17 protein-coding genes are annotated in these 22,677 nt (G+C 62.0%); 8 read left to right on the forward strand and 9 right to left on the reverse strand.

Features of this window, described 5'->3' with window-relative positions; all coding sequences use genetic code 11:
* Positions 1-30 precede the first annotated feature (30 nt).
* The 5 genes from ACZY0R_RS32620 to gad all read left to right on the forward strand — a co-directional run bounded on the left by ACZY0R_RS32620 (position 31) and on the right by gad (position 5,529).
* Entirely contained in the window at positions 31-1,059 is a 1,029-nt protein-coding gene (locus ACZY0R_RS32620) for an amidohydrolase family protein (RefSeq protein WP_488864292.1), read from the forward strand.
* Between the two features lie 24 nt (positions 1,060-1,083).
* Positions 1,084-1,779 carry a 4-carboxy-4-hydroxy-2-oxoadipate aldolase/oxaloacetate decarboxylase gene (ligK, locus tag ACZY0R_RS32625; RefSeq protein ID WP_488864294.1) on the forward strand — a complete coding sequence of 232 codons (696 nt, stop codon included), beginning with the start codon at positions 1,084-1,086 and terminating at the stop codon, positions 1,777-1,779.
* Positions 1,780-1,844: 65 nt separating this feature from the next.
* A complete protein-coding gene (locus ACZY0R_RS32630; RefSeq protein ID WP_488864295.1) occupies positions 1,845-2,939 on the forward strand; it encodes a porin in 1,095 nt (364 codons plus the stop codon).
* Between the two features lie 173 nt (positions 2,940-3,112).
* Positions 3,113-3,808, forward strand: coding sequence for a DUF2076 domain-containing protein (locus ACZY0R_RS32635; RefSeq protein ID WP_488864297.1), 696 nt, complete (start codon positions 3,113-3,115; stop codon positions 3,806-3,808).
* A 344-nt stretch (positions 3,809-4,152) separates the two neighbouring features.
* The gene (gad, locus tag ACZY0R_RS32640; RefSeq protein WP_488866305.1) at positions 4,153-5,529 is read left to right on the forward strand and encodes a glutamate decarboxylase; all 1,377 of its coding nucleotides are present in this window, start codon (positions 4,153-4,155) and stop codon (positions 5,527-5,529) included.
* Positions 5,530-5,798: 269 nt separating this feature from the next.
* Here gad and ACZY0R_RS32645 read toward each other — a convergent pair whose 3' ends face one another.
* The 3 genes from ACZY0R_RS32645 to argH all read right to left on the reverse strand — a co-directional run bounded on the left by ACZY0R_RS32645 (position 5,799) and on the right by argH (position 11,286).
* The gene (locus tag ACZY0R_RS32645) at positions 5,799-8,012 is read right to left on the reverse strand and encodes a penicillin-binding protein 1A (RefSeq protein ID WP_488864299.1); all 2,214 of its coding nucleotides are present in this window, start codon (positions 8,010-8,012) and stop codon (positions 5,799-5,801) included.
* Between the two features lie 756 nt (positions 8,013-8,768).
* Positions 8,769-9,731 carry a Bug family tripartite tricarboxylate transporter substrate binding protein gene (locus ACZY0R_RS32650; protein WP_488864301.1) on the reverse strand — a complete coding sequence of 321 codons (963 nt, stop codon included), beginning with the start codon at positions 9,729-9,731 and terminating at the stop codon, positions 8,769-8,771.
* A gap of 31 nt (positions 9,732-9,762) precedes the next feature.
* Positions 9,763-11,286: an argininosuccinate lyase gene (gene argH, locus ACZY0R_RS32655; protein WP_488864303.1), complete on the reverse strand. Its 1,524-nt coding sequence runs from the start codon at positions 11,284-11,286 to the stop codon at positions 9,763-9,765.
* A 159-nt stretch (positions 11,287-11,445) separates the two neighbouring features.
* On the opposite strand from argH, the gene ACZY0R_RS32660 reads away from it, so the two are divergent.
* Positions 11,446-12,339, forward strand: a complete 894-nt coding sequence (locus tag ACZY0R_RS32660) for a LysR substrate-binding domain-containing protein (protein ID WP_488864305.1) — start codon at positions 11,446-11,448, stop codon at positions 12,337-12,339.
* Between the two features lie 204 nt (positions 12,340-12,543).
* Positions 12,544-12,885 (forward strand): hypothetical protein, encoded by a 342-nt coding sequence (locus ACZY0R_RS32665; protein WP_488866307.1) that lies wholly within the window; start codon positions 12,544-12,546, stop codon positions 12,883-12,885.
* Positions 12,886-13,229: 344 nt separating this feature from the next.
* Here the strand turns inward: ACZY0R_RS32665 and ggt are convergent, their stop codons facing one another.
* The 6 genes from ggt to ACZY0R_RS32695 all read right to left on the reverse strand — a co-directional run bounded on the left by ggt (position 13,230) and on the right by ACZY0R_RS32695 (position 21,411).
* Entirely contained in the window at positions 13,230-14,966 is a 1,737-nt protein-coding gene (gene ggt, locus ACZY0R_RS32670; RefSeq protein ID WP_488864307.1) for a gamma-glutamyltransferase, read from the reverse strand.
* A 291-nt stretch (positions 14,967-15,257) separates the two neighbouring features.
* Positions 15,258-15,443, reverse strand: coding sequence for a hypothetical protein (locus ACZY0R_RS32675; protein WP_488864309.1), 186 nt, complete (start codon positions 15,441-15,443; stop codon positions 15,258-15,260).
* A 116-nt stretch (positions 15,444-15,559) separates the two neighbouring features.
* A complete protein-coding gene (locus tag ACZY0R_RS32680; protein WP_488864311.1) occupies positions 15,560-17,248 on the reverse strand; it encodes an IS1634 family transposase in 1,689 nt (562 codons plus the stop codon).
* Between the two features lie 671 nt (positions 17,249-17,919).
* Positions 17,920-18,873 carry an MBL fold metallo-hydrolase gene (locus ACZY0R_RS32685; protein WP_488864313.1) on the reverse strand — a complete coding sequence of 318 codons (954 nt, stop codon included), beginning with the start codon at positions 18,871-18,873 and terminating at the stop codon, positions 17,920-17,922.
* 127 nt (positions 18,874-19,000) lie between these two features.
* On the reverse strand, positions 19,001-20,338 hold the full coding sequence (locus tag ACZY0R_RS32690) for an MFS transporter (RefSeq protein ID WP_488864315.1): 1,338 nt from the start codon (positions 20,336-20,338) through the stop codon (positions 19,001-19,003).
* Between the two features lie 62 nt (positions 20,339-20,400).
* A complete protein-coding gene (locus tag ACZY0R_RS32695; protein ID WP_488864317.1) occupies positions 20,401-21,411 on the reverse strand; it encodes a succinylglutamate desuccinylase/aspartoacylase family protein in 1,011 nt (336 codons plus the stop codon).
* Positions 21,412-21,716: 305 nt separating this feature from the next.
* Between ACZY0R_RS32695 and ACZY0R_RS32700 the strand changes: the two genes are divergently transcribed.
* On the forward strand, positions 21,717-22,649 hold the full coding sequence (locus ACZY0R_RS32700; RefSeq protein WP_488864319.1) for a LysR family transcriptional regulator: 933 nt from the start codon (positions 21,717-21,719) through the stop codon (positions 22,647-22,649).
* The last annotated feature ends 28 nt before the right edge of the window (positions 22,650-22,677 follow it).

The following is a 22,677-nucleotide window of genomic DNA, read 5'->3' on the forward strand; positions in this document are numbered from 1 at the left end:
ACGCCAGGTACACGCCAGGCACACACCTCTATGATCATCGATTGCCACGGGCACTTCACCACCGCGCCGAAGGCGCTGGAAGACTGGCGCAAGCAGCAGATCGCCAACCTCGGCTCGCCCAGCCTCGGCCCCGCTGCGTCAGGTCTGCATATCGGCGACGATGAACTGGCCGAAGCCATCTCCTCCAATCAGCTGCGGCTGATGCGGGAGCGCGGCTCCGATCTCACCATCTTCTCGCCACGCGCTTCCTTCATGGCGCACCACATCGGCAACTTCGAAACGAGTGCCACGTGGTCGAGTCTGTGCAACGATCTGTGCTATCGGGTCGCACAACTCTTCCCGGATCACTTCGTCGGCGCGGCAATGCTGCCGCAGTCGCCGGGCGTGGACACGCGTACCTGTCTCCCCGAACTTGAGCGTTACATCGTCGATTACGGATTCGTGGGCGTGAACCTGAATCCCGATCCCTCGGGCGGTCACTGGACATCGCCTCCGCTGTCGGACCCGTACTGGTACCCCATCTACGAGATGCTGGCCGCGTATGACGTGCCGGCGATGATCCACGTCAGCACGAGCTGCAATGCCTGCTTTCACACCACCGGCGCGCACTACCTGAATGCCGATACCACGGCATTCATGCAATGCCTGACCAGCGATCTGTTCCGCCGCTTTCCCACGTTGAAATTCGTGATCCCGCACGGCGGCGGTGCGGTGCCTTATCACTGGGGGCGCTTCCGTGGCCTGGCGCAGGAGCTCAAGCTCCCCGAACTCGAGGCGCATCTGCTTGGCAACATCTTCTTCGATACGTGCGTCTATCACCAGCCCGGCATCGACCTGCTCACTCGCGTGATTCCCATCGACAACATCCTGTTTGCGTCCGAGATGATCGGCGCGGTGCGCGGCATCGATCCGCGCACCGGCCACCACTATGACGATACGCGCCGCTACATCGACCAGGCGGGCCAGCTGACGCCCGGGCAACGGCACAAGATTTTCGAGGGGAATGCCCGCCGTGTGTATCCCCGCCTCGACGCGCGGCTCAAGGCCCGCGGCCTTTGACATTAAGAAGATAAGGAGACTGCGATGTATCCCTCCCAGACCCAGCTTGGCGTGGTCCGGCGCCAGATCGAACGGGCGCATCCCGATGCGGTGGCCCGGCTCTCCCGCTTCGGCGTGGCGACCGTGCACGAAGCCATGGGCCGTCTTGGCCTGATGAAGCCGTACATGCGCCCGGTGTACGCCGGCGCGGCCACCTGCGGCCCGGCCGTCACGGTGCTGCTGCAGCCCGGTGACAACTGGATGCTCCACGTCGCCGCCGAAATGATCCGGCCCGGCGACGTCGTGGTCGCCGCCTGCGCGGCGGACAGTACCGACGGCTTCTTCGGCGATCTGCTGGCCACGTCTTACCGGGCGCGCGGCGCCAGCGGCCTGGTCATTGACGGCGGCGTGCGCGACGTCAAGGACCTGACCGCGATGGGCTTCCCCGTATTCAGCCGTGCCGTTCACGCCAAAGGCTGCGCGCGCGCCACGCTCGGCTCGGTCAACGTGCCGGTGGTGTGCGCGGGCGCCTTCGTCAATCCGGGCGACGTGGTGATCGCGGACGATGACGGCGTGGTGGTGGTACCCGCAGGCGCAGCCGTCGCAGTGGCAGATGCAGCCGAAGCACGCACCGCCAACGAAGCGGCAAAGCGGGAGCGCTTTGCCGCCGGTGAACTGGGACTCGATATGTACAACCTGCGCGACGCCCTGGCCCGCGCCGGACTGCAATACCTCGATTGAGCCAACCGCCCTTGAGCCAACCGCCCGCAAGCGCGGGCCCTGATAAAAAAAATGGAGGAGTCAATATGAAGAACCTGCGCCCCTTAGCGCTAGCTTTGCTTTGTTCGCTGCCGGCACTGGCATCCGCCCAGTCCGTCACGCTGTACGGCGTCGTCGATACCGGGGTCGAGTTCGTGAATCACATCGGTGCCGCCAGCAACACCGTGGCGAGGATGCCGAACCTGAGCGGTACGGTGCCCTCTCGCTGGGGCCTGCGTGGTACGGAGGACCTTGGCGGCGGATTGAAAGCGGCATTTGCACTGGAGTCGGGGTTCGGGCCGGACAGCGGGACGGCCAACCAGGGGGGACGGCTGTTCGGGCGCCAGGCCTGGGTGGGACTGAGCAACAACTGGGGCCAGATCAGCTTCGGCCGCCAGTACACCATGCTGTTCTGGGCGATGCTCGACTCCGATATCCTGGGGCCGAACGCCTATGGCTCCGCTTCACTGGACAACTATTTCCCCAACGCACGCGCCGACAACGCTGTCGCCTACAAAGGCAAGTTCGGCGGGTTGACGCTGGGCGCTACGTATAGCTTCGGCCGCGACAGCGTCAACGCCGGACCGAGCCCGTCCGGAACGAACTGCGCCGGCGAGAATCCCGCCGATATCCGCGCCTGCCGCGAGTGGTCGGCCCTCGTTCAGTACGAGACCAACTGGTGGTCCGTCTCCGCGGCCTACGACTCGCTGCGCGGCGGACCCGGTGCATTCGGCGGGCTGACCTCCAGCACGTTGAAGGATGACCGTCTGGTGGTGGGCGGCTACGTGCTGGCTGGCAACGCCAAGGCGGGCCTCGGCTGGGTCGGCCGCCGGAACGAGGCGGCGGCCGACCCACGCAGCAACCTGTTCTACGGCGGCGTGGCGTACGACGTCACGCCTACCGTGAATGTCGCCGGAGAGGTGTATTACCTGACGTTCCGGCACAGCGCGGACCAGGCATGGCTGGGGGCCCTGCGCGCCAGTTATGCGTTCTCCAAGCGGACCGCGGTGTATGCAACGGCCGGCTATATCGCCAACGGCGGACAATCCGCGCTTTCGGTCAGCAGCGCGGGGACGGGTACGGCGCCCACCCCAGGCGGCAACCAGCTCGGCTCGATGGTTGGCATCAAACACATCTTCTGACGCCGTGAATGCCCCCCCCGGCGCGGCGTGGGGGCATCCCTCGGGGCCCGGGTCATGGCGGCGAGACCCGGCAGGCACATCGGAACCAAGGCCTTTAAGTCTTGCTTAAGTCTCTGCCCTTAAACTGGCATCACACAAGACAACCCGCGAAGACAACCCGCGTAGGAGGTGCCATGACCCCCCAAGAAATGCAAGCACTGGAAGCCTTCCTGACTCAGCTGACCCAGGCCAGGGCCGGCATGAAAGACCCCCAGGCGGACGCCCTCATCGCCGAAGCGGCCGCCCGGCAACCGGATGCCGCCTACCTGCTGGTCCAGCGCGCCATGATGCTTGACCAGGCGCTGGCGTCAGCGAAAGCGCAGATCGCCACGCTGCAGAGCCAGTTGCAGGTGGCGCAGGCCAGCGGCGCCAATCGCTTTCTCGACGCGGACAATGCCTGGGGCAATAGTGCCGGTCGCGTTGCCGCAAGCCCCGCCGCACCGCAGGCGACGGCCGCGCCTGTCGCCGTACCGTCGGCGCCCCCCCAGGCCGCGCCCGCGCAGCCGCCTCGGCCCGGCTTTCTGAGTGGCGGTCTGGGCAGCACGCTGGGCGGCATTGCCACCACGGCAGCCGGCGTAGCCGGAGGCGCGCTCCTGTTCCAGGGTATCGAGAATCTGTTCCATCGCAATAGCGGTGGCGGGAGCGCAAGCGGCTTCCTGGGACAGCCAGCCGCAGGTGCGCTGCCAAGCGAAACGACGGTCGTCAACAACTATTACGGCAATGAAGACCGCTCGCCGCTGGGTGAACCCGGGGCGGCGCTGGACAATGGCCTACTGGATGACGGGCTGGGCAATGACGACTTCACGGATGACGACACCTTCAACGTCTAGCGCGTTCAGCGGCGTAGCCCGTAGCCCCTCGGAATCCTGACCTCCCGCGCCAGTCGCCCGGGAGGTCAGGCGGACAAATAGCGCTCGCTAAGCAGCGCCCAGTAGGCCGCGTCGACCGGATCCGGGCAACACTGATGGCGGCAGCGCCTGGCTCTTAACCCCACTTCTCCAGTTAGGTCAGCCCATACGGCCACTTGAAAATTGATCCATGACAACGTGTCGTGGGCGGCTTCACCTAATGTGGGTTGACGAATCGCCCGTGCGCATGCTGACAGTCGACTGTGCCCGGACGACGCAACCTCCCGCCGGACGAATCGCCCGGTGGGTTAATCGTCATGGAGGAAATGATGGCCGCCAATCCGGATAAGGTTACTGCTTACGACGAGTTCAATATCAAGATCCCGGAGGATCACTTTCCCAAGCTGGGAATTTCGGCACGCGCCGCTGCGGCGCTCGTGGTCAGCGAAGAATGGACCGATGCGAACCCGATGCTGAACATGTCGTCCTTCGTGACGACCTGGGCCGAGCCAGAAGCCAGGGAGGTTGCCGCCCGAAACATCTTCAAGAACTATATCGATCACGATATGTATCCGCAGGTCTTCGAGATGGAGCAGCGGATGGTGCGCTGGCTGCACCAACTCTGGAACGGGCCCAAGGGCGCGGAGCCATATGGCACTGCAACAGTGGGCTCATCGGAAGCCTGCATGCTCGCTGGCCTGGCACACAAGTGGAACTGGCGGCAAAGGCGTCAGGCTGAGGGCAAGGATGTTTCGCGCCCAAATATGGTGACGGGTGGCAACGTTCAGATCGTCTGGAAGAAATTCCTGCGCTACTTCGATGTGGAACCGCGCATCGTGCCGCTCAAGCCGGGAAACTATCGGCTGACAGCCGAGGATCTCGACAGCTATGTAGACGAGAACACCATTGCCGTCGTCGCGATCGCCGGACAGACTTTTACCGGGGAAGATGACGACATCCAGGCAATCCACGACTGGCTGGATGACTATGAGAAGCGCACCGGCATCTCCGTCCCGATGCATATAGACGGCGCCTCCGGCGGCTTTGTGAACCCCTTCCTCTATCCCGACTACAAGTGGGACTTCAGCCTGCCGCGCGTGCTGTCAATCAATGCGTCCGGGCATAAATACGGCCTGACGCCTCCCGGTCTGGGTTGGGTGGTTTTCCGTGAGCGCAAGATTTTCAATGAGGACCTGGTGTTCTATGTGAACTACCTTGGCGGCGAAATGCCGACAGCCACGCTCAATTTCAGCCGCAACGCCTTTCAGGTTGCGGTGCAGTACTACCTGTTCCTGCATCTTGGCTTCGACGGCTACAAGAGAATCATGACGCACACGCTGGACAATGCGATCGCGCTGCGGAAGGTGCTGGTCGATAGCGGATACTTCGACATCATGAACGAGACGCAACGTATCCCCGTGGTTGCCGTGACGCTGAACAAGAAGATCAAGAATTTCAACGAATTCGATGTCTCATACAAGGTACGCGAGCATGGCTGGGTTCTCTCCGCGTATTCCATGCCACCGAATGCCGAGACCGTGACCAGCCTTCGGGTTGTCATCCGGCCACATATCAATCATACGGTGGCGATGTTGCTGGCAAACGATATTGTCAAGGCCTGTCAATACCTTGAGACGCACGGCGGCAACGCGACCCCGCCGAAACTCCATGCGAAGGAAAAGACGACTCAAGTCAAATGCTAGTTGTCAGCGCGATGCCCGGGGCAGGCGCACTTGATTTGGCATGCCCCGGCAGCACCCATCTCATGGAGCAGGCCAGAGGCGCCGGCTGGCTACTGGTGGGCGGACCCAATGGATTTCCCCGTATCCCCGGACACGGCTTCGGGCGCGGCGGTCGGGTTGGTGCCGCGCTCGGTCCCGCAGTCGAAGATGACGTCGGCGTCAAGGCTCGGATTGTGGTGCCGAGTCTGCGGAACCGGCGAATGCGAATGTCGCGTCCGCCAGCGACGACATCAGAACCTCCAGAAGAGGAAGCGTCGATGCCGTCGCTCATGGACCGTACGAGGAGGAGGCCGGGTCTCGGGGCCGAGCTGCGCATCCGGATCGATCACTCGCGCACGCAGGGCCATATCGTAGAACGCCCCCACCATCGGCAGTGCGCTGTGCGCGCCCTCGCCCCAATAGTTGCCGAGCGTCACACGTCCATCGTCGAAACCGACCCACGCGCCCGCGACCAGTTGCGGATGCATCAGGATGAACCAGCTATCCGCGTTGTCCTGCGTCGTGCCCGTCTTGCCGGCCACGTCGGCGCGAATCCCGAAGCGCGTCCGGATGCCCGCGCCGGTGCCACGGCTAACGACGTCGCGCATCACGTCGACGAGCGTTTGCGCCGCACCGGCGGGCAGCGCCTGTTCGGGCAATGCGCTCGCGAACTCGGCGAGCACCTTGCGGTCGCGATCCTCGATGCGGGTGACCATGCGCGGTTCGATATAGGCCCCGCGGTTCGCGATCGTGCCGTACGCCGAGACCATTTCCTTGAGCGTGACCGGGCTCGTGCCGAGCGCGAGCGACGGCACCGCTTCGAGCGGACTCGCGCGCACACCCATCGCGTGCGCGAGCCGTGCGACCTTCTCTGGGCGTTCCTTTTGCATGAGTTGAGCGGTGACGCGATTGCGCGAATACACTAGCGCGTCGCGCAGCGTCATCGGCCGGCCGGTAGGCGGTTCCGCGTCGGTAGGCCGCCAGATGGCATGTCCGGTCAGCGCAATGGCGACGTTCCGATCCACGATGGTGTCGCTCGGCCGCGCGCCGTCCGCGAAGGCCGCGCCGTAGACGAACGGCTTGAACGTCGAACCCGGCTGGCGCCGGGCCTGCTGCACGTGATCGAACGGTTCGTCACTGAAGTCGCGGCTGCCGACCCATGCCTTGATATCTCCGTTGCGCGGATCGATCGCAACAAAACCCGCCTGGATCTGCGTCTTGCTCTGACACAGTGCGCGGACGAACGTGGGGTTCGTGCCGAGCTTGCCGAGCGCGGCCTGATCCGATTGGCCAGCATCGCGTGCGGCGCGGTACTCGGGTGTCTGCCGGATGAATGTCCGGAACAGGTCGTTGCCCGGCCAGCAGCCCGTGCGCTCGTTCCATGCGCCGTTCGCGATCCATTGCAACTGGTTCGTCTGCCACTCCAACGCCTGCGTCGCCATTGCCTGCAGGCGCGAATCGATGGTCGTGCGCACGACCAGCCCGTCGGCATAGATGTTGTAGCCGTTGCGATCGGCCCATGCGATCAGCCACTTGCGCAATTGCGCCGAAAAATGCGGCGCGGCGCCCGGAGGCGCGGTCTGCAACTCGAAATCGACGTTGAGCGGTTGTCGCATCAGCCTGGTGTAGGCATCGGGCTTGAGCTTCCCGTACTTGTTCATCTGCCCGAGCACCGTGTTTCGCCGCTGCAATGCGCGCTCGGGATTAAGCACGGGGTTGTACGCGCTGTTGGCCTTCAGCATGCCGACGAGCGTCGCGCTTTCGAGAATGTCGAGCTGATTGGCCGATTTGCCGAAATAGGTGCGTGCGGCCATTTCCACGCCATAGGCGTTGTAGAGAAACGGCACCGTGTTCAGGTACGTCTCAAGGATCTGATCCTTGCTGTACACGGCTTCGATTTTGAACGCCGTGATCGCTTCCCTGAGCTTGCGCGTGAGGGTTGGCGCGCGGCCGATTTCGTCAGGATACAGGTTGCGCGCGAGCTGCTGCGTGATCGTCGATCCACCTTGCCGATCGCCGGAGAACGTATGCAGCGCGGCCGACGCGGTGCGCTTCCAGTCGAGGCCATGATGCTCGTAGAAGCGGCGGTCTTCGGTCGCGATCAGTGCGTCCACCATGTACGGCGAGATCTGCCTGAGCGACACCCACTCGCGATTGACCGGCTTGAACGCCTCAAGCAGTTTGCCGTCGGCCGAAACGATCAACGCTGGCCGATCAACGCGGGCTTTGCGGATGTCGCCGATGCCCGGCGTAAACGGCACGAGCGCAAGCACGTACAGCAAGAAGAGCGCCGGCAATGCGGCCAGCGTCAGCGCGATGCCGCGTCGCGTCGGGTGGCGAAGGCGGCGCAGCGCGCTGTTGAACGCGAGTCTGGTTATCGTGCTGCCGGCGGCGGCCAGCGGTCGGACGCGCGCGAGCCACCGTGCGCAATGCTCACAAAACAACGATGCATATCGGCGATTCACGGTGGAGGGGCGCGGGCGGAAAGAGCGGGATCGTACCAAAGCGGAAGGACGCTTCTGTTGTCAAAGCAGGGCTGCGGCGCGCGGCATTAACAGAAAATTACATTTATTTCGAGTGGGCAACGTTCGCTATGACCTACCGCGCACCTCTCGGCGAGCGACTGAAATCCGAAGCAGTCGTCAGTAATCGCAGTCCGTTAGCTTTGGGCGCCTAGTCGCGATCCTGCCTCGACCTGAAACGCTGACTGATCCGCCTCGAACGCGCGTTTCGAGCATCGCGTGATGAGCCACCACTATGGCAACTGTGCAAGGCGGACACAGCGCTTGGCAAGAATATCGGTAGGGTCCTTCAGACGACTGGCAACGCCTGAAGACGTACAGCTTGCGCGCCGTCATGTTCGCTTCGCGCGTAAGCGGCATCGCGGCATCCCTGAAAGGATGCTGTTCGAAATGAAAGTGGTAACGGTCCTGATTGGCCATGACCTTTCTATGCCTCACGAGCTTGAGGAATAGATCGGCTCCCGCAAGAGAGCCCAGACCGCCAATAATTCCAAAGGTAAGGCCATGCATTTCTCTGACATATCTCAGGATTACGCAAGGCATGCAATGCCGCGCTGCGTGTCGATATTTCCTCGATGACGGGCTTCATCAGAAAATAATGCTGACCACGCCTGCAACGCCGCAGGCGTGGCCCTTGGACTTGGCGATGCCGCGTGCCTAACCCATCAGCGCGATGACGAAGAGATTCATCCGCGCCGGCTAGTCAATCTGGACCTTCGCATGCTGAATGACTTCAGTCCAACGCTTGGTGTCTTCGTTGATCAGCTTCTGGAGGTCGGCAGCCGTGCCTGGCAAAGGGCGTGCGCCCTGAGCAGTCAATTGCTGGATCGTGGACTTGTCGTTCGCAATCGAGAGCACGGTATCCTGGAGCTTCTTGATCACCTGCGGACTTGTATTAGCCGGAGCCATCAAGGCAGACCACGATTCCGTGTTCGCATCCTTGATACCCAACTCCTCGAAAGTCGGAATGTCAGGAATCGCCGGACTTCGCTCCTTGCTCGCAATGCCTAGCACGCGAACCTTGCCCGGCTTTATATAGGGTTGCACCGTTGGAAGATTGACAAAGAGCACCTGTACCTGACCAGCCAGGAGATCTGCGGTAGCAGGGCCAGCACCTTTGTAGGGAACATGGGTGAACGCCGTGCCGGTCCTGAGCATGAACAGTTCACCGAGCATGTGGTTTGCCGACCCCATCCCGGCCGATCCCATGTTCAGCTTTCCGGGATTTGCCTTGGCATACCGCAGCAATTCGGCCATATTCTTGGCAGGGGTGTTTTCTGACACCACCAACACATTCGGGACCGTAGCAAATAGCGCGACCGGCTTGAAATCTCTTGACGGCGAGAAAGGCAGGTTCTTGGATAGCAGTGGCTGAATCACTTGATTTGCCGGCGTTGCGTACAAGAGCGTATAGCCGTCGGATTTCGCTCGCGCAACATAGGTGGCTCCGATGTTCCCTCCGGCCCCGGCCCTGTTGTCGACAACGACCGGCTGCCCCAACACTTCTGACATCCGTGTGGCAAGAAGGCGCGCCGTGAGATTGACGGTGCCGCCGGGTGCGAACGGCACTACGAGATTGATTGGTTTGTCCGGGTAGGTTTCAGCGTTTGCTGCCGAAACGATACCCATGGCAAAGGCGAGAACTACGACGAACTTGGACATCGCTCGATTCCTCGGTGAATAGGCGTAGGATTTACGCGCCTTGGTCGGACTCAGGGGAAACAAGCGCGCGGGTACGCCGTTCCAACAACGTCTGCGCCTCGACGAGCCGGTGACCAACCGCATCGATTGCATCTGTCTTCGCTTTGAGCGAGCGTCTTTGCTCGCCAATGTGCTGCAGGACGCCATCCGGAGCCGGCGCGCCATACGAGCGGCGCGCGGCAACGTTGCGAACCGGATCCAGGCATTCGCCGATATCGTCTTCCGATAGCGAGGCCCTTCGCCCCACCTGTTCGAGCGCTGCAGCATCGATCATTTGGGCAGTAATCCCCGTAGCAGGGATTCCTTGATCAAGCGCTTGTCGAACGACAGCGCCAATGATGTGATGCGCGTCGCGGAACGAGAGGTCGGCTTTTCGGACCAGCAGGTCGGCCAGATCGGTGACAGCCGAGAAGTCCTGCGCAGCACGGTCTGCCATGCGCGGCCGATTTGGCTCAACGCGTTCCACAAGCAGTTTCATCAGTTCGAGCGCCTTTACGGCTTCCTCGCAGCTTTCCCAGCACGTCCTCGTGCTTTCCCGGCTGCTGTCGCCCGAGTGCGAAAAATGGGTAGATTTGACTGACGTCAGTGCGGCCGACGTCAGTCCGATCAGATGGGACGTCTTCCCCCGCAAATACTCCAGAACGACCGGATTCTTCTTTTGCGGCATGATGCTGGATGTGCCGGCAATGCTGTCGGGGAACGACAGGAATCCGAACTCCGGCGTCGACCAGATGTAAAAATCCTGCACCATCCGGCTGCAAGTGATCATCATGATCGAGAGCACCGCGCTCAGTTCCAATGCGAAGTCGCGTGATGCAACCCCGTCCAGCGAGTTCTGCATGGGCCGGGAGAAGCCCAGCAGCAAACTGGTCGACGTCCGATCGATGGGAAACGAGGTGCCGGCCAAGGCACAGGCGCCAAGTGGGCAATTGTCTGTCGTTTCCAGGACATGCATGAGGCGATCAATATCCCGGGACCAGGCATCGACCAGTCCCGACAGATAGTACCCATAGGTGATGGGCTGCGCAGCCTGCATGTGCGTATATCCAGGCATCACATAGGTGGCGAATCTCTCCGCTTGCGCCGCCGCGACGGCAGCGACATCGGTCAATGCCCTGCTGATGCGCAGAATGAAAGCACGAGCGCGAATACGATCGTTGGTGGCGCCCATATCGTTGCGGCTGCGTGCCGTATGCAAGCGGCCACCGATGTCCTGACCTACCAGCTTAATCAGATGAGCTTCGTAGTTGAAATAAGCATCTTCTCGTGCTGCGTCGAGCTCAACCGCTTCGGGGCCGTCCTCCTGCATCTTTATCAGAGCATTGGCCAGGCGAATCGACGTCTTCCGGTCGAGAATGCCTTGGTCATTAAGCATCAACAGGTGAGCGAAATTGATCTGAGTCAGAATCGCGAAATTTTTCGCGAAGAATTCTCTGGTCGTACGGGGCTGGAAAATGTAATCAATAACCTCTTTCGCGGGAGGTTGTTTGAGTCGACGGCTAACTTTCGATTCCATGATGGCAGCACTCTGTTAGAAGGATACGACCAGTTTGGAATGAAGCAGACCATGCGTCAAATCAGCGTTTCTCTGCTATTCATACAAAATTGATATGATAGGATCCGATGCGCAAGGCCGGAGCGGGTCGGTCAAAATGTGCGCTTTTGAGGACCTCATATGAACTTCAAGCAAGTCGAGGCGTTCAGGGCTGTGATGAAGACGCGTTCGATGACCACGGCGGCCGGACTCCTCCACACCTCTCAGCCGAATGTCAGTAGATGGATCTCGCTCCTGGAGCAGACGGTTGGGTTCACACTATTCCAACGAATCGGGACGCGGCTGATCCCGACGGCGGAAGCGGAGGCGTTTTATGCCGATGTGGAGCGCGCATTTCTCGGCCTGGAGTCTCTGGGAGAAAGTGCGGATTCGATTCGCCGCCGAGGGACCGGCTTGCTCCGCGTGGGCGCGGTAGGCTCGATTGCACACTGCGTGTTGCCGGACGCCCTTCAGATTTTCAGGGGTATGTTTCCGGACATACCGATTGTGGTTAATCTGGGGCGCTCCGATGTCGTCGCAAAATGGACGGCGACTGGTTTTTGTGATGTTGGATTCTGCTCTATTATCACGGATTTGCCGAGCCTGGATTTTGAACTGATCAATACCGCTCGCGGTGTGGCAATCGTCAATAGTTCGCATAGGCTGGCCACGCATGATGTCGCGTATCCAAGCGATTTTGAAAATGAACACTTCATATCGCTGCCCATGGGTAGCCCCAACCGAAACCAGATTGATCGTCATTTCCCCAATGACCTCAGGCATCTTTCTATCGAGACGCCATACGCCTCGACAATTTGCACGATGGTTAGCAAGGGCCTCGGCTCGTCTATCGTAAGTCCGATAGATTCCCGAGCGCTTCGAATACAATATGTTACCGAGATCCCTTTTTCTGAAGAGGTTCCGTTCAATAGCTACGCCGTGACATCGGACCATTTTCCTGTGGGATTCCTGGCTAATCGGCTAACAGACTGTGTGCGCCGTAGCTTCGAGGCCCTAAGACATTCAATAGACTGATTTTGGACCGTTGGTTTTCCAAAAGACCCCAACTGCCAAGGGAAGGTACTATGCATGGCCAGCACGGCAGGCGCCGTGAACGGCCAGCGGCTACTTTACGGGGGCTGGCGAACGTCCGGAATCAATGGTCGTTCCGGATTGGCTTCTCACGGCTTCAGTGCACTACAATCGGCTATCCTGCTGGCTGCATCCGGAGAATCTCGCGTGACTCACGATCCAGCGTTCCAACGCAAAAACCCCGTCGACGATGAACTCGCGCTTCGCCGCCAGACCGTCCGCTGGATGGCGGAGCTACCCGACCATGTTCGGCCAGTCGAGCTCGGGCGGAGGTTCCCACGTATCATCAATGCCATTGCCGCCAAGTGGTTCGATCCGATCGGCTGCCGACGCTACTTGAATAGCCTGCAGTTCGACGACCGTGGCGGCCGCCAGGGCTTTTCGTTCGAGATCGTGCAGGAGATCGATATGCTGCGCCAGCTCTTCGACGCAATCTACCCGCCCGACCACGATATCTGGAAAAAAGCCTTCGACGCAGACCAGCGTTAACCAGGCTGCACCCTGACAGCCTGGTGGCGAGCTGTCGCCCGTCGCTCGCTCCTCGGTCGGCTCTTTCCGACCCCATTTGGGACATCCATCGCGTTGGGCCGAAACGGCTGTTCGGGCCGATAAGGCGACGTCCGACCAGAAGTGCCGCGATGGCCGTAGCCGACCCTTCTCGGTCATTTGACGCCGCGGCGTCAAATGGCCTCTATAGGAAAGCGCCCTTAGCGTGGCATCAACGGATTCCAGCGATGAGCGGCGCTGAAAAGCAAACGGCTTGAGCCGACTGGTCTCGCGCCGTTTGCATCTTTCTTACCCGCCAAAGCGTGCAGCCAACGTGCAATGCCGAATCAATAACCGGCCGCCAGCCCGGTGTTGCGGCGCGGGTCGTTGGCGCCATAGAAGCGGTTGTTGCCGACCGGCTTGCCACCGAGAGCCGGTGCGCCGACGATGATCGTCGCCAGGTGGTTGGCAGGCTGTGGCGGGCCGAAGCGATGCCCCATGTCCTCCAGGATCTTGCGCGTATCCGGGGACAAAGCGTAGTCCTCCACATTGGTCAGGTCCGGCAGCCATTGCTGATGAAAGCGCGGCATGTCCACGGCTTCCTGCACGTTCATGTTGTAGTCGATGGCGTTGATCATGGTCAGCAGTACAGCCGTGATGATACGACTGCCGCCTGGCGTGCCCACCACCATCACCGGCTTGCCGTCCTTGGTGACGATGGTCGGACTCATCGAGGACAGCGGGCGCTTGCCTGGGGCAATGGAGTTGGCCTCGCCCTGGACAAGGCCATACAGGTTCGGCACGCCGACCTTGGCGGTAAAGTCGTCCATCTCATCGTTCAGGACCACGCCTGTTGTGGCCGCAGTGACCTTCGCGCCAAACCAGTCGTTGAGCGTGTACGTGACGGAAACGGCGTTGCCATCCTTGTCGGCAATCGAGTAATGCGTGGTGTTGCTGCCTTCATGCGGCTCCACGCCGGGCTTGATGTCCTTCGAAACGCCGGCCTTCTTCGGGTCGATTGCCGCGCGAATCTTGGCGGCGTAGTTCTTGTCCAGGAGGCGGTCCAGCGGGTTTTTCACGAAGTCCGGATCGCCCAGGTAGCTGTTGCGATCGACATAGGCGTGGCGCATGGCTTCGATCTGGTAGTGCACGGCCTGCGCGGAGTGGTAGCCCAGGTCCTTGAGCGGGTAGCCTTCCATAATGTTCAACATCTCGCAGATGACCACGCCGCCCGAGCTCGGCGGAGGTGCCGACACGACGTGATAGCCGCGATAGTCGCATTCGACCGGCGCCAGCTCGCGCGTCTTGTAGGCGTCAAGATCTGCCTGCGTGATCAGGCCCTTCCCAGCCTGGCTGGAGGCGACGATTGCCTTCCCCACCCAGCCTTGGTAGAAGCCTTCGGTTCCCCCGTTACTGATCGCGCGCAGCGTCTTGGCCAGGTCGCGTTGAACCAGCTTCTGGCCCACCTGGAACGGTTGCCCCTTGTTCAGGAAGATTGCGCCGGAGGCAGGGTCTTCCTGGAAGTCCTTGGTTGCGGTGAGCAGCATATCCACGTCGCCCTGCTCGAGCGTGAAGCCGTTCTCAGCGAACTTGACGGCAGGGGCAATCAGGTCCGCGCGCTTCATCGTTCCATACTTCCGGCGAGCGTACTCCATGCCGGACACGGTGCCGGGCACGCCCACGGCCAGATGTCCCTTGGTGGAGGCGCCCTTGATCACGTTGCCGTCCTTGTCCAGGTACATGTTCGCGGTGGCACCCTTTGGCGCAACCTCCCGGAAGTCAAGGAATGTCTTGCGGCCGTCGGCCAGTTGGATGGTCATGAATCCGCCACCACCCAGGTTGCCCGCGGCCGGATACACCACGGCCAGCGCGTAACCCACCGCCACGGCGGCGTCGACAGCGTTGCCACCGCGCTTGAGCACATCGACTCCAACCCTGGTAGCCAGGTGCTGCGCGGTGACGACCATGCCGTTCTCGGCGGCGACCGGCGCCACGGAAGCCGCGTACGACGACGGAGCGAAGCTCGTCGTCAGACAAAGGGATGCAATCGCGGTGAACCACCGCAATCCTGACTTCGGATTCATGGAGTCTCCTGGTGAATGCTGCGTAAGCGAACCCTGCTAACGACATCGCACAAGACGCCAAAGAATAACCTTGCCTATGGTTTGACTTTGGCAAGTATGAGAAGCACCGGGCGCAACACGGCACCCGGATATCTTTCGCGGCGCTTGTGGCGCACAATCTTCTCATAAAGGTTCCCTCCGCTCCAAGGGGAGAGATTCAGTTCGACATCTGATGATGTTGGCCTGGCCGGCCGTGCCGGCCCTCAGTCGAACTGCATCGCCAACCGTTCCAACGATCGGCGCAGTAACGGATCACTTGGCTGCACCGATCTGTTTGAATGCATCAAACTTCGAATCGACGGGGGGCGGCATATACCTGAGTGCTTCTTCGACAAGCGGCTCGCATGCCGAATAATCCGATCCGATGCTGTCATTGTGTGCCTGCCGGAAGTTCACCGCTTCAACGCGGCCACCCCAACGATCCACTGTCGCAGTCATGCCGCGCAGCACAGGTTGAGGAAAGCGCCAAGCACCAAGGCTAGCCCTACTTTCGCAAAGCAAGGGGCCGGATCGACGGTTCTTGCCAGTCAATCGTGGCTGAACGGGCGCCCATTTCATACATGAAACAACGTTGGTCCCCACCGCTGCAGTTCGAAAACCTTCACGGCGCGGCGCTGCTCGGCCGTGAGCTCCGGCGCCAGCATTGCCGTTGGCCGTCGTCCCGCCGCCCCGGTCTTCGTCCTCACCAACGTCACCTTGATCTCGGCCAGTCCTTCCATCATGCGACGGGCCGAGGCGTCGGTCCGCAGGGCAATCTTCGCCAACCTCACGAGCATCAGGCCGAGCACGGTCGCGAAGGTGTGCAGACGCAACGATCCATCTGCCCACTGGTGTGACGGTCCCCAGGGAACCACGCCGCCTTTCTTGGCCCTGCGGAACAGCTCCTCGACGTTCCACTGTCCTCGGAAGGCGGAAACGATTCGCCCGGTGCTCCAGTTGTGCCGATCCGTACACAGCACCCGCCTGCCCAGCCGCGTTCTCTCCAGTTCGCGGCGCAACGTGGCATCGACGTGCCAATGCAAGGTCGGTACCGCTTCGCTGCCGGCGATGGTGGTCACGACGAAGCTCGACAGGTGTTCCCGAGCGAGCGCCTTCTTGACCCGCAGCTCCAACCGGCTGCGCGTGATGCGGCCCTTTTGGACCAACTCCTCCAGCGTGCTCAGTTCCACCTTCGCCTTGCGCAGTGCCGTCGCGATCCCGCGTTTCTGGCCCGCCAGCAACTCCTGGCTCTCCACCACGACGAGCGTGCGATCCAACTCGCCGACGGTGGTCCGAACCCGCGCCGCCCGCACGTCGCTGAGCTTGCCTGACAGCGGCTTCATGGCACCGCGCTGCGCCGCCATCCGCAGCGCCTCCTCCGCGGCCTTGTGTCCCAGCGGCAACGAGATGAGGCTGTAGTAGCCGGCGGCATCGAGATCGAGTTCCAGTTGCGGGCTCCAAAACCCGCCGTCCCGTACCACCGTGCGCTGCGCCGGCCGCGCGCGGCCCTCACCGCTGTCGAGTGCCTCGTGCAACTGCGCCAACCCACCCAGGCACGCCGCGAGCACGGCCTGGTCCGAGCCGTTGCCGGGATACGTCCGATACAACAGCGGCACATGCCCGGTCTCGCTGACCAGGACGCCAAGCCCTACGACACGCAGGTCGCTTCTCTTGCTCTTGGCGTGGCCTCGCCGGGCCAGTTCGCCGGGCGTCTGCGTGTCGATGTGGGTATCGAAGTTCGTCGTATCGAACGCGAGCACGTCGGCGGACAGCTCGAAGCGGGCCACCGCGGCCTTCGCGATGGCCACCTGAGCCTGCTCCAACTGCTCATCGGTCACCTGCTGCGCGACGCGATGAAAGGCCTGACCGGTGAACGCGGACCCCGGCAAACACGACAGCCGCGGCAAACTCGCGTCCAGAAAATCACCCAGCTCGCACTTGGGTCCCGGCGCACACGCACGCTGAATCGCCACAGCCACCGCCAACTCACCCACCGACGGGCCATCCTTGGCGCCAACCCCTGCGCACGCGCGATCAATCTGCCCGACCAAGTCCAGCTGCTCGGCCACCCAGATCAAGGCTCCGACGTCGCCGACCCCGCGCGTGCCCACCGTCTGGGTCGCGCTCAGATCCGCCACTCGCGGCGGCTCGGCCGGTCCCAGCACGACCTGGCGTGCGACGGAACGGCCCCGCTCGGCGTCCCACACCGACTGCGCGGCAATACGGTAGCGATGGCCGTTGACTTCTCGTTCGAAGATGTGCATGTTCTTTCATGTAGCATCTCAGAGCCAAAGAATCAAGCGAAATCCAGTATCTACGCGGCATTCCGACTCGGTGCCGCCGCGGAACAACACCGATCTTGCGAAAGTAGGGCTAGAGGCTATCGACGTTGGGCCTGATGCCGGGAAGAAGGCGCCGAGCAGACGTCCGAATGTCCGAATGACGGTGCAGGCGAACGACGCTTCATGGCCGGGAAGATCCGCCCGCCGCCTTGCCGTCCAACGGCGGTTCATCGGGTGCGGATTCAACCGGTCGTTCACCCCTTTCCAGCTGCGAGCGGTCTGCAATGTCCGCTTCCATGCGTCGCGAATGGGTACTTTTGACCCGGAGGCTAGTGCAAACTCAAACGAACGGCGACTTTCCTAGCGGGCCGAACCAACGGCGCTGCAGGGGGGGCGGACGCTCATGCTGCTTTCCTTTGATTCTATTGTTGTCGTGGCCTGGCCGTAAGCCGCCGTGCCCGTCGCCCGGTCCAGCAACCGCTTCATCGGCCTAGTGGAGCGCTTCATCGGGTCCCAGAACGGAAAATGCAAATCACTGGGAGGCTTTCGACGCGACGCGCGAATAGAATTGCACGAGTACCTGTTCGAACGCATCGGCAGCAGACCACTGCAAAGCGGTTGGCGACTACCTGCCCGCCTCATCAGTCGATCGCTCATCGATCCAGTTGCTCGACGCTCGCCGTATAGGGCAAGGGCAGCCAGCGGAATCCATCTGCTGCCTTGCCGATATGCCCGAGCCCAGGAAAAGAGATATGCGCGCCCCCAACCAGCATGCCAGTGCCTGCAACCTCGTCCAGGAAACGGCGCCGGCTCTGTGCCGCCATGGCAGGGTCGAGGTCGTACTGAACCGTCACCTCAGGGTGCGGAAACTGGATCTCCGCAGCGTGGATGATATCGCCGCAAAGCAGCAATCGATGGCCATTACTTTCGATCATGTAGGCGGTATGACCAGGAGTGTGCCCTGGCAACTCGACGGGGCGGATGCCGGGGATGACTTCTCCGGCGCCGGTGAAGGGGTGCAGGCGCCCCGCCGTGGCATAGGGCCCCACCGTCCGGCGCGCCGACGGGGGCGCCTGGCGTGCCCGCTCCTCACTTAGCCAGTATTCAGCGTCGGCGCGCTCGACATAGACTGTTGCGTTGGGGAAGACGCGGCGGCCCCCCACTGTCAGGCCGCCGGAATGGTCTCCGTGAATATGGGTCAGCAAGACAGTGTCGATCTGCTCGGGCCCATAGCCGGCAGCGCGCAGGTTGGCGACCAGCTTCCCGCTGGCCGGGCCGAACAGCTCACCGGCCCCCGTGTCTACCAGCACCAGGTTGCGGCCAATGTGGATCAGAAAGGCGTTTATCGACAATGGTGTCGGTGTCGGCAACCGATTGGCCAGCAGCTCGGCCCGTGCAATGCCGGGCTCGCTGACGATCTGGGTCAGGTCGCGCGGCGCTATGCCGTCCGATAGCACCGTGACTTCAAAGACCCCGAGTGTGCCACGATAGAAGCCGGGAGCCTGCTTTAAGTCGGCCGGCGGCACCTCAGCTTGCGCGGGGGACGCGCCTCCGAGACCGGCCGCCAGCAATAGCGGCACCAGGAAGGTTGCAAGCTTCACGGACATGAATATGACCCCGATAAATCTCGGCGCGACACGCTGGCCTGTTTGACGGCGGTGTCGCGCCGGTTGACGACGCGTTATGCGCTCGCACAGCGGCGCATTGCAGGCCTCAGTCTCAGCAAATGCAGGCTTAGGCAGACTTCGGTACCCTGCGAGTCGCGATGAAGTAGAGCACTGCGCTCGCCATCGCCGCGCTTGTGCCAACCACCGCAAGCGCCACTGACAGCCCCACTCTCGGGTCGGCCAGGCGCTCATTGATCCAACCCACGGCGAACGGACCGACGCCACCGCTGATCGTGTTGGTCAGGAACACCAACAAGGCCACGGCTCGCCCCCGCATCCGGTTTGGCAACGCGATTTGCACCGGCACCGGTGCAAGTGCCATCACAATGCTCGCAGCGAATGCACACACGCCATAAAGCCCCAGCGCCACAGGCAATGCCGGCACAAGCGGCGCGGCGCAGGCGGCCGGGATCAGGAGGGCGGCAGCGCCCGCGGCGATGCGCAGCACCTTGCGCAAGGCGTCGTCGTCACGCACCTTGCCCACCAGCAAGCTGGCGCTGATCACGCCAGCGATGCCGCCCAGCATGTAGACGGGACCGGCCAGCTTGCCCACCTCGCTGGCGGTCAGCCCGAACTTGCGGATCAACAAAGTCGGAAACCATGCCGAATGCGAATAGAAGAGCAGGATCAGCGCGACGTAGCCGAAGAAGTACGGTACAAAGAATCGATGCCTGACCACCAGTTCGTGCACGACGGCGCGCATGGGTGGCGCATCGTCTGCCGTCTGATGTGCCACGCCAAGCCGCGCGGGCTCACGAATCGACAAGAAGACGAGTAGCGCTAGCAGGAGCCCCGGCAGGCCGACCACGAAGAATGCCAATTGCCACGGCTGTATCCCGACCCTGGCGAGCCAGCCCTGAGTTGAGGGATTGTCCGTCCATCCAAGCAAGAGCCCGCCGCCCAGCAGCGCAACACCCCCGCCGATGTATGGCCCCAGCATGAAGACGCTGGTGGCTCGCGTGACCTTGCGCGGCGGAAACATGTCGCTGAAGATCGACATCACTGCCGGGCTCAGCGCGGCCTCTGCAATCGCAGTGCCGGCACGCCAGACCAGAAGTTCGCCGAAGCTATGTGCGGTGCCGCACATAGCAGTGGATACCGCCCAGATCGCCACGCATACTGCAATCAGCCTGACGCGGTTGGACCGATCCACCAGCTTGGCGACGAATACGCCAGCGGTGGCATAGCACAGCGTGAATGCGATTCCTTGCAGCATGCCGATTTGCGTGTCGCTCAACGATAGCGAAATCTTCAGCGGCTGGACCAGAATGCTCACAATCTGGCGGTCGATATAGGAAAAGACAAAGCAGAGGAACAATGTCAGCACGACATAGATGTCGAGCAAGGGGCTAGCGCTGCGGACATCCGGCGCGGGCCGGGCGGTGGCAGTGTCAATGGCGGCCATCTCAGTCTCTCTTGAGTTTTGTGTTGCTTGGCGGCGCTTCCGCACGGCGGGCGCCGCGGGGCTCAGTGCCAGCTCGCATCGGACGCGAGCAATGCGATACAGTCGCCCGGCTGGACGCCGGCGAACGAACGGATGCACACGACCAGCCCGTCAGCCTGGAAATGCAGCGTGCGCGCAGGCTCCCAAGGAGCGTGGGGATCGAATAGGCGGCCGGCGAGTTGCCCAGCCTTGACTGTTTCGCCGAGCTGAAAGCACGGCTCGAACACGCCATGCCGGGGGGCGAAGAGATAGTGAGTGGCACCGTCGACCGCGATCAGACGCGTTTCATGCCGGGGCGCAGGCGCCGCCTCGTGCGTGACGCCCAGCGCGTGCAACAGGCGCGCCAGCCCCTGCTCGACGATCGCGAGACCTTCAGGGTTGCACGTGCCGAAGCCGCCGAACTCACCGCAAAGGAATAGCTTCCCGTGCCGCTCAACGGCAGCGCCGTAGGTTCTGTCCTCGCCGAGCAAGTCCATGATCATGGTATGCGGCGCCGAGAAGGCATTGACCAGGCGCACGTATTCGTCGTGGCGTGCAGGATCGGACGGTAGCGCGGCCAACAATGTCGGCAAGTGGTCGAACGAGGCGCCGCCGGCGTGGAGATCGAAGATCACGTCAGCGCGCGGGAAGAGTTCCGTGTCGACGTAGTGCGCGATCATTTCAGTGATCTGGCCGTTGCGCGCCCCAGGAAAGACGCGATTCAGGTTCCCTTTATCGATCGGCGAAGTCCGCGAGCCATTCAGGAATGCGGGGAAGTTCAGCGCGGGAATCACAATCAACCGGCCCGTGATCGCCATGCCGGGCAGGTGTTGCAGCATCTTCATCAATGCGATCGGGCCCTCGAACTCATCGCCGTGGTTGCCGCCGGTCAGCAGGACCGTGGGACCATCCGCGCCGTTGTGCACGGCAATCGGCACCGGGATGTGGCCGTAGGCCGAGCGGTCATGTGAATACGGTACGCGCAAGGTCCCGCTTTGAAAGCCCTTGCGGTCATAGTCAATGTCAGTCGCGATTAACGATGGTTGGTCCGGCATGCGTGTCTCCGTGTATCTGCTGAGATCCGGCTGCCAGGATTGCAGCCGGTGTCGCATGCACTATTGCCCAAGCCACTAAGCATTTCCAATGCCGTTTCCGCTGTCCGTGATGCCTGACAGGCATCGGGCGCTGACGCGGCGTGTCGCCTTCGATACATTGGTGTCCTGCGCGGCTAAACTGCCAAGCTCTGATATCGTCTCGGCATGCAACTTCAGAGGGGTATCCTGCCGGCGCAGGCATGACAGCCACGCGCCGCATTGACCCACCGGTAACTGGCAGGTTGCAAACAGGAAGGAGGTACAGCGTGACAACTTCGAGCCAGGCCGTGGAACTACGCCATCTTCGGTATTTCATCGCGGTCGCGGAACACCAAAGCTTCCGGCTCGCGTCGGAGCACATCAACATCACACAGCCAGCGATCACGCGGCAGATTCAGGACCTCGAAGAGACAGTTGGTGTGCGTCTCTTCGACCGTACACCGCAGGGAGTGAAGCTAACCGCCGCGGGCGAGTTGTTCCTGCGCGAGGTGCGCAAGGCGCTTGGCATCATTCAATCTGCCACACGTACGGTGGGCCTCTTTGCATCGGGGCTGCAAGGAAGCCTGCGCATTGGGGTAGTGGAGAACGCGAGTTGGGACGGCCTTGTCCCCGAGGCGTTTAGCCGCTTCCAACGAGATGTTCCGAACGTCGGCATTCATGTGTCGCCGATGAATACGCCGGAGCAACTGGCCGCGATCATGTCTGGCCTGATCGACGGCGGCTTCGTCTACACGTACGGCGAGATGCCAGACTCCGTCAACCTTCTGCCGCTTGCAGGCTACGGCGTCGTGCTTGCGGCGCCACGCAACTGGGGGCTTGAGCCAGGCAAGCTGATAGCCGCGCGCGAGTTGAACGGCAGGCCGATGATCGCGTTTCCGCGGCAAGTCTACCCCGCGTATCACGATACGCTGGTGAGCGCATGCCGAAGCTGCGGGCTGACGCTCAACGTCGTGCAGGAAGTATCGACCGAAGCGGGGATTCTGTCGCTGGTTTCGGCGGGTATCGGTGCTGCAATCGTCAACTCTGCGAACCGCGCGCGGCCGCCGGCGCGTGCGCAGTTCGTCGAGTTCACTGACCTGTCGATCTCGATGCCGCTTGCATTCGCCTATGTGGACACGAATCCCAATCCCGTGCTGCAGCGGTTCCTTGGCTCAGTCGAGGCATGCCGCGACGAAATCGGGGCGTACGGAGCCGCCTAAGGCCCGGGCTACCGCTCGTGATGCCGCA

The organism is Cupriavidus sp. F041, from assembly GCF_057814235.1.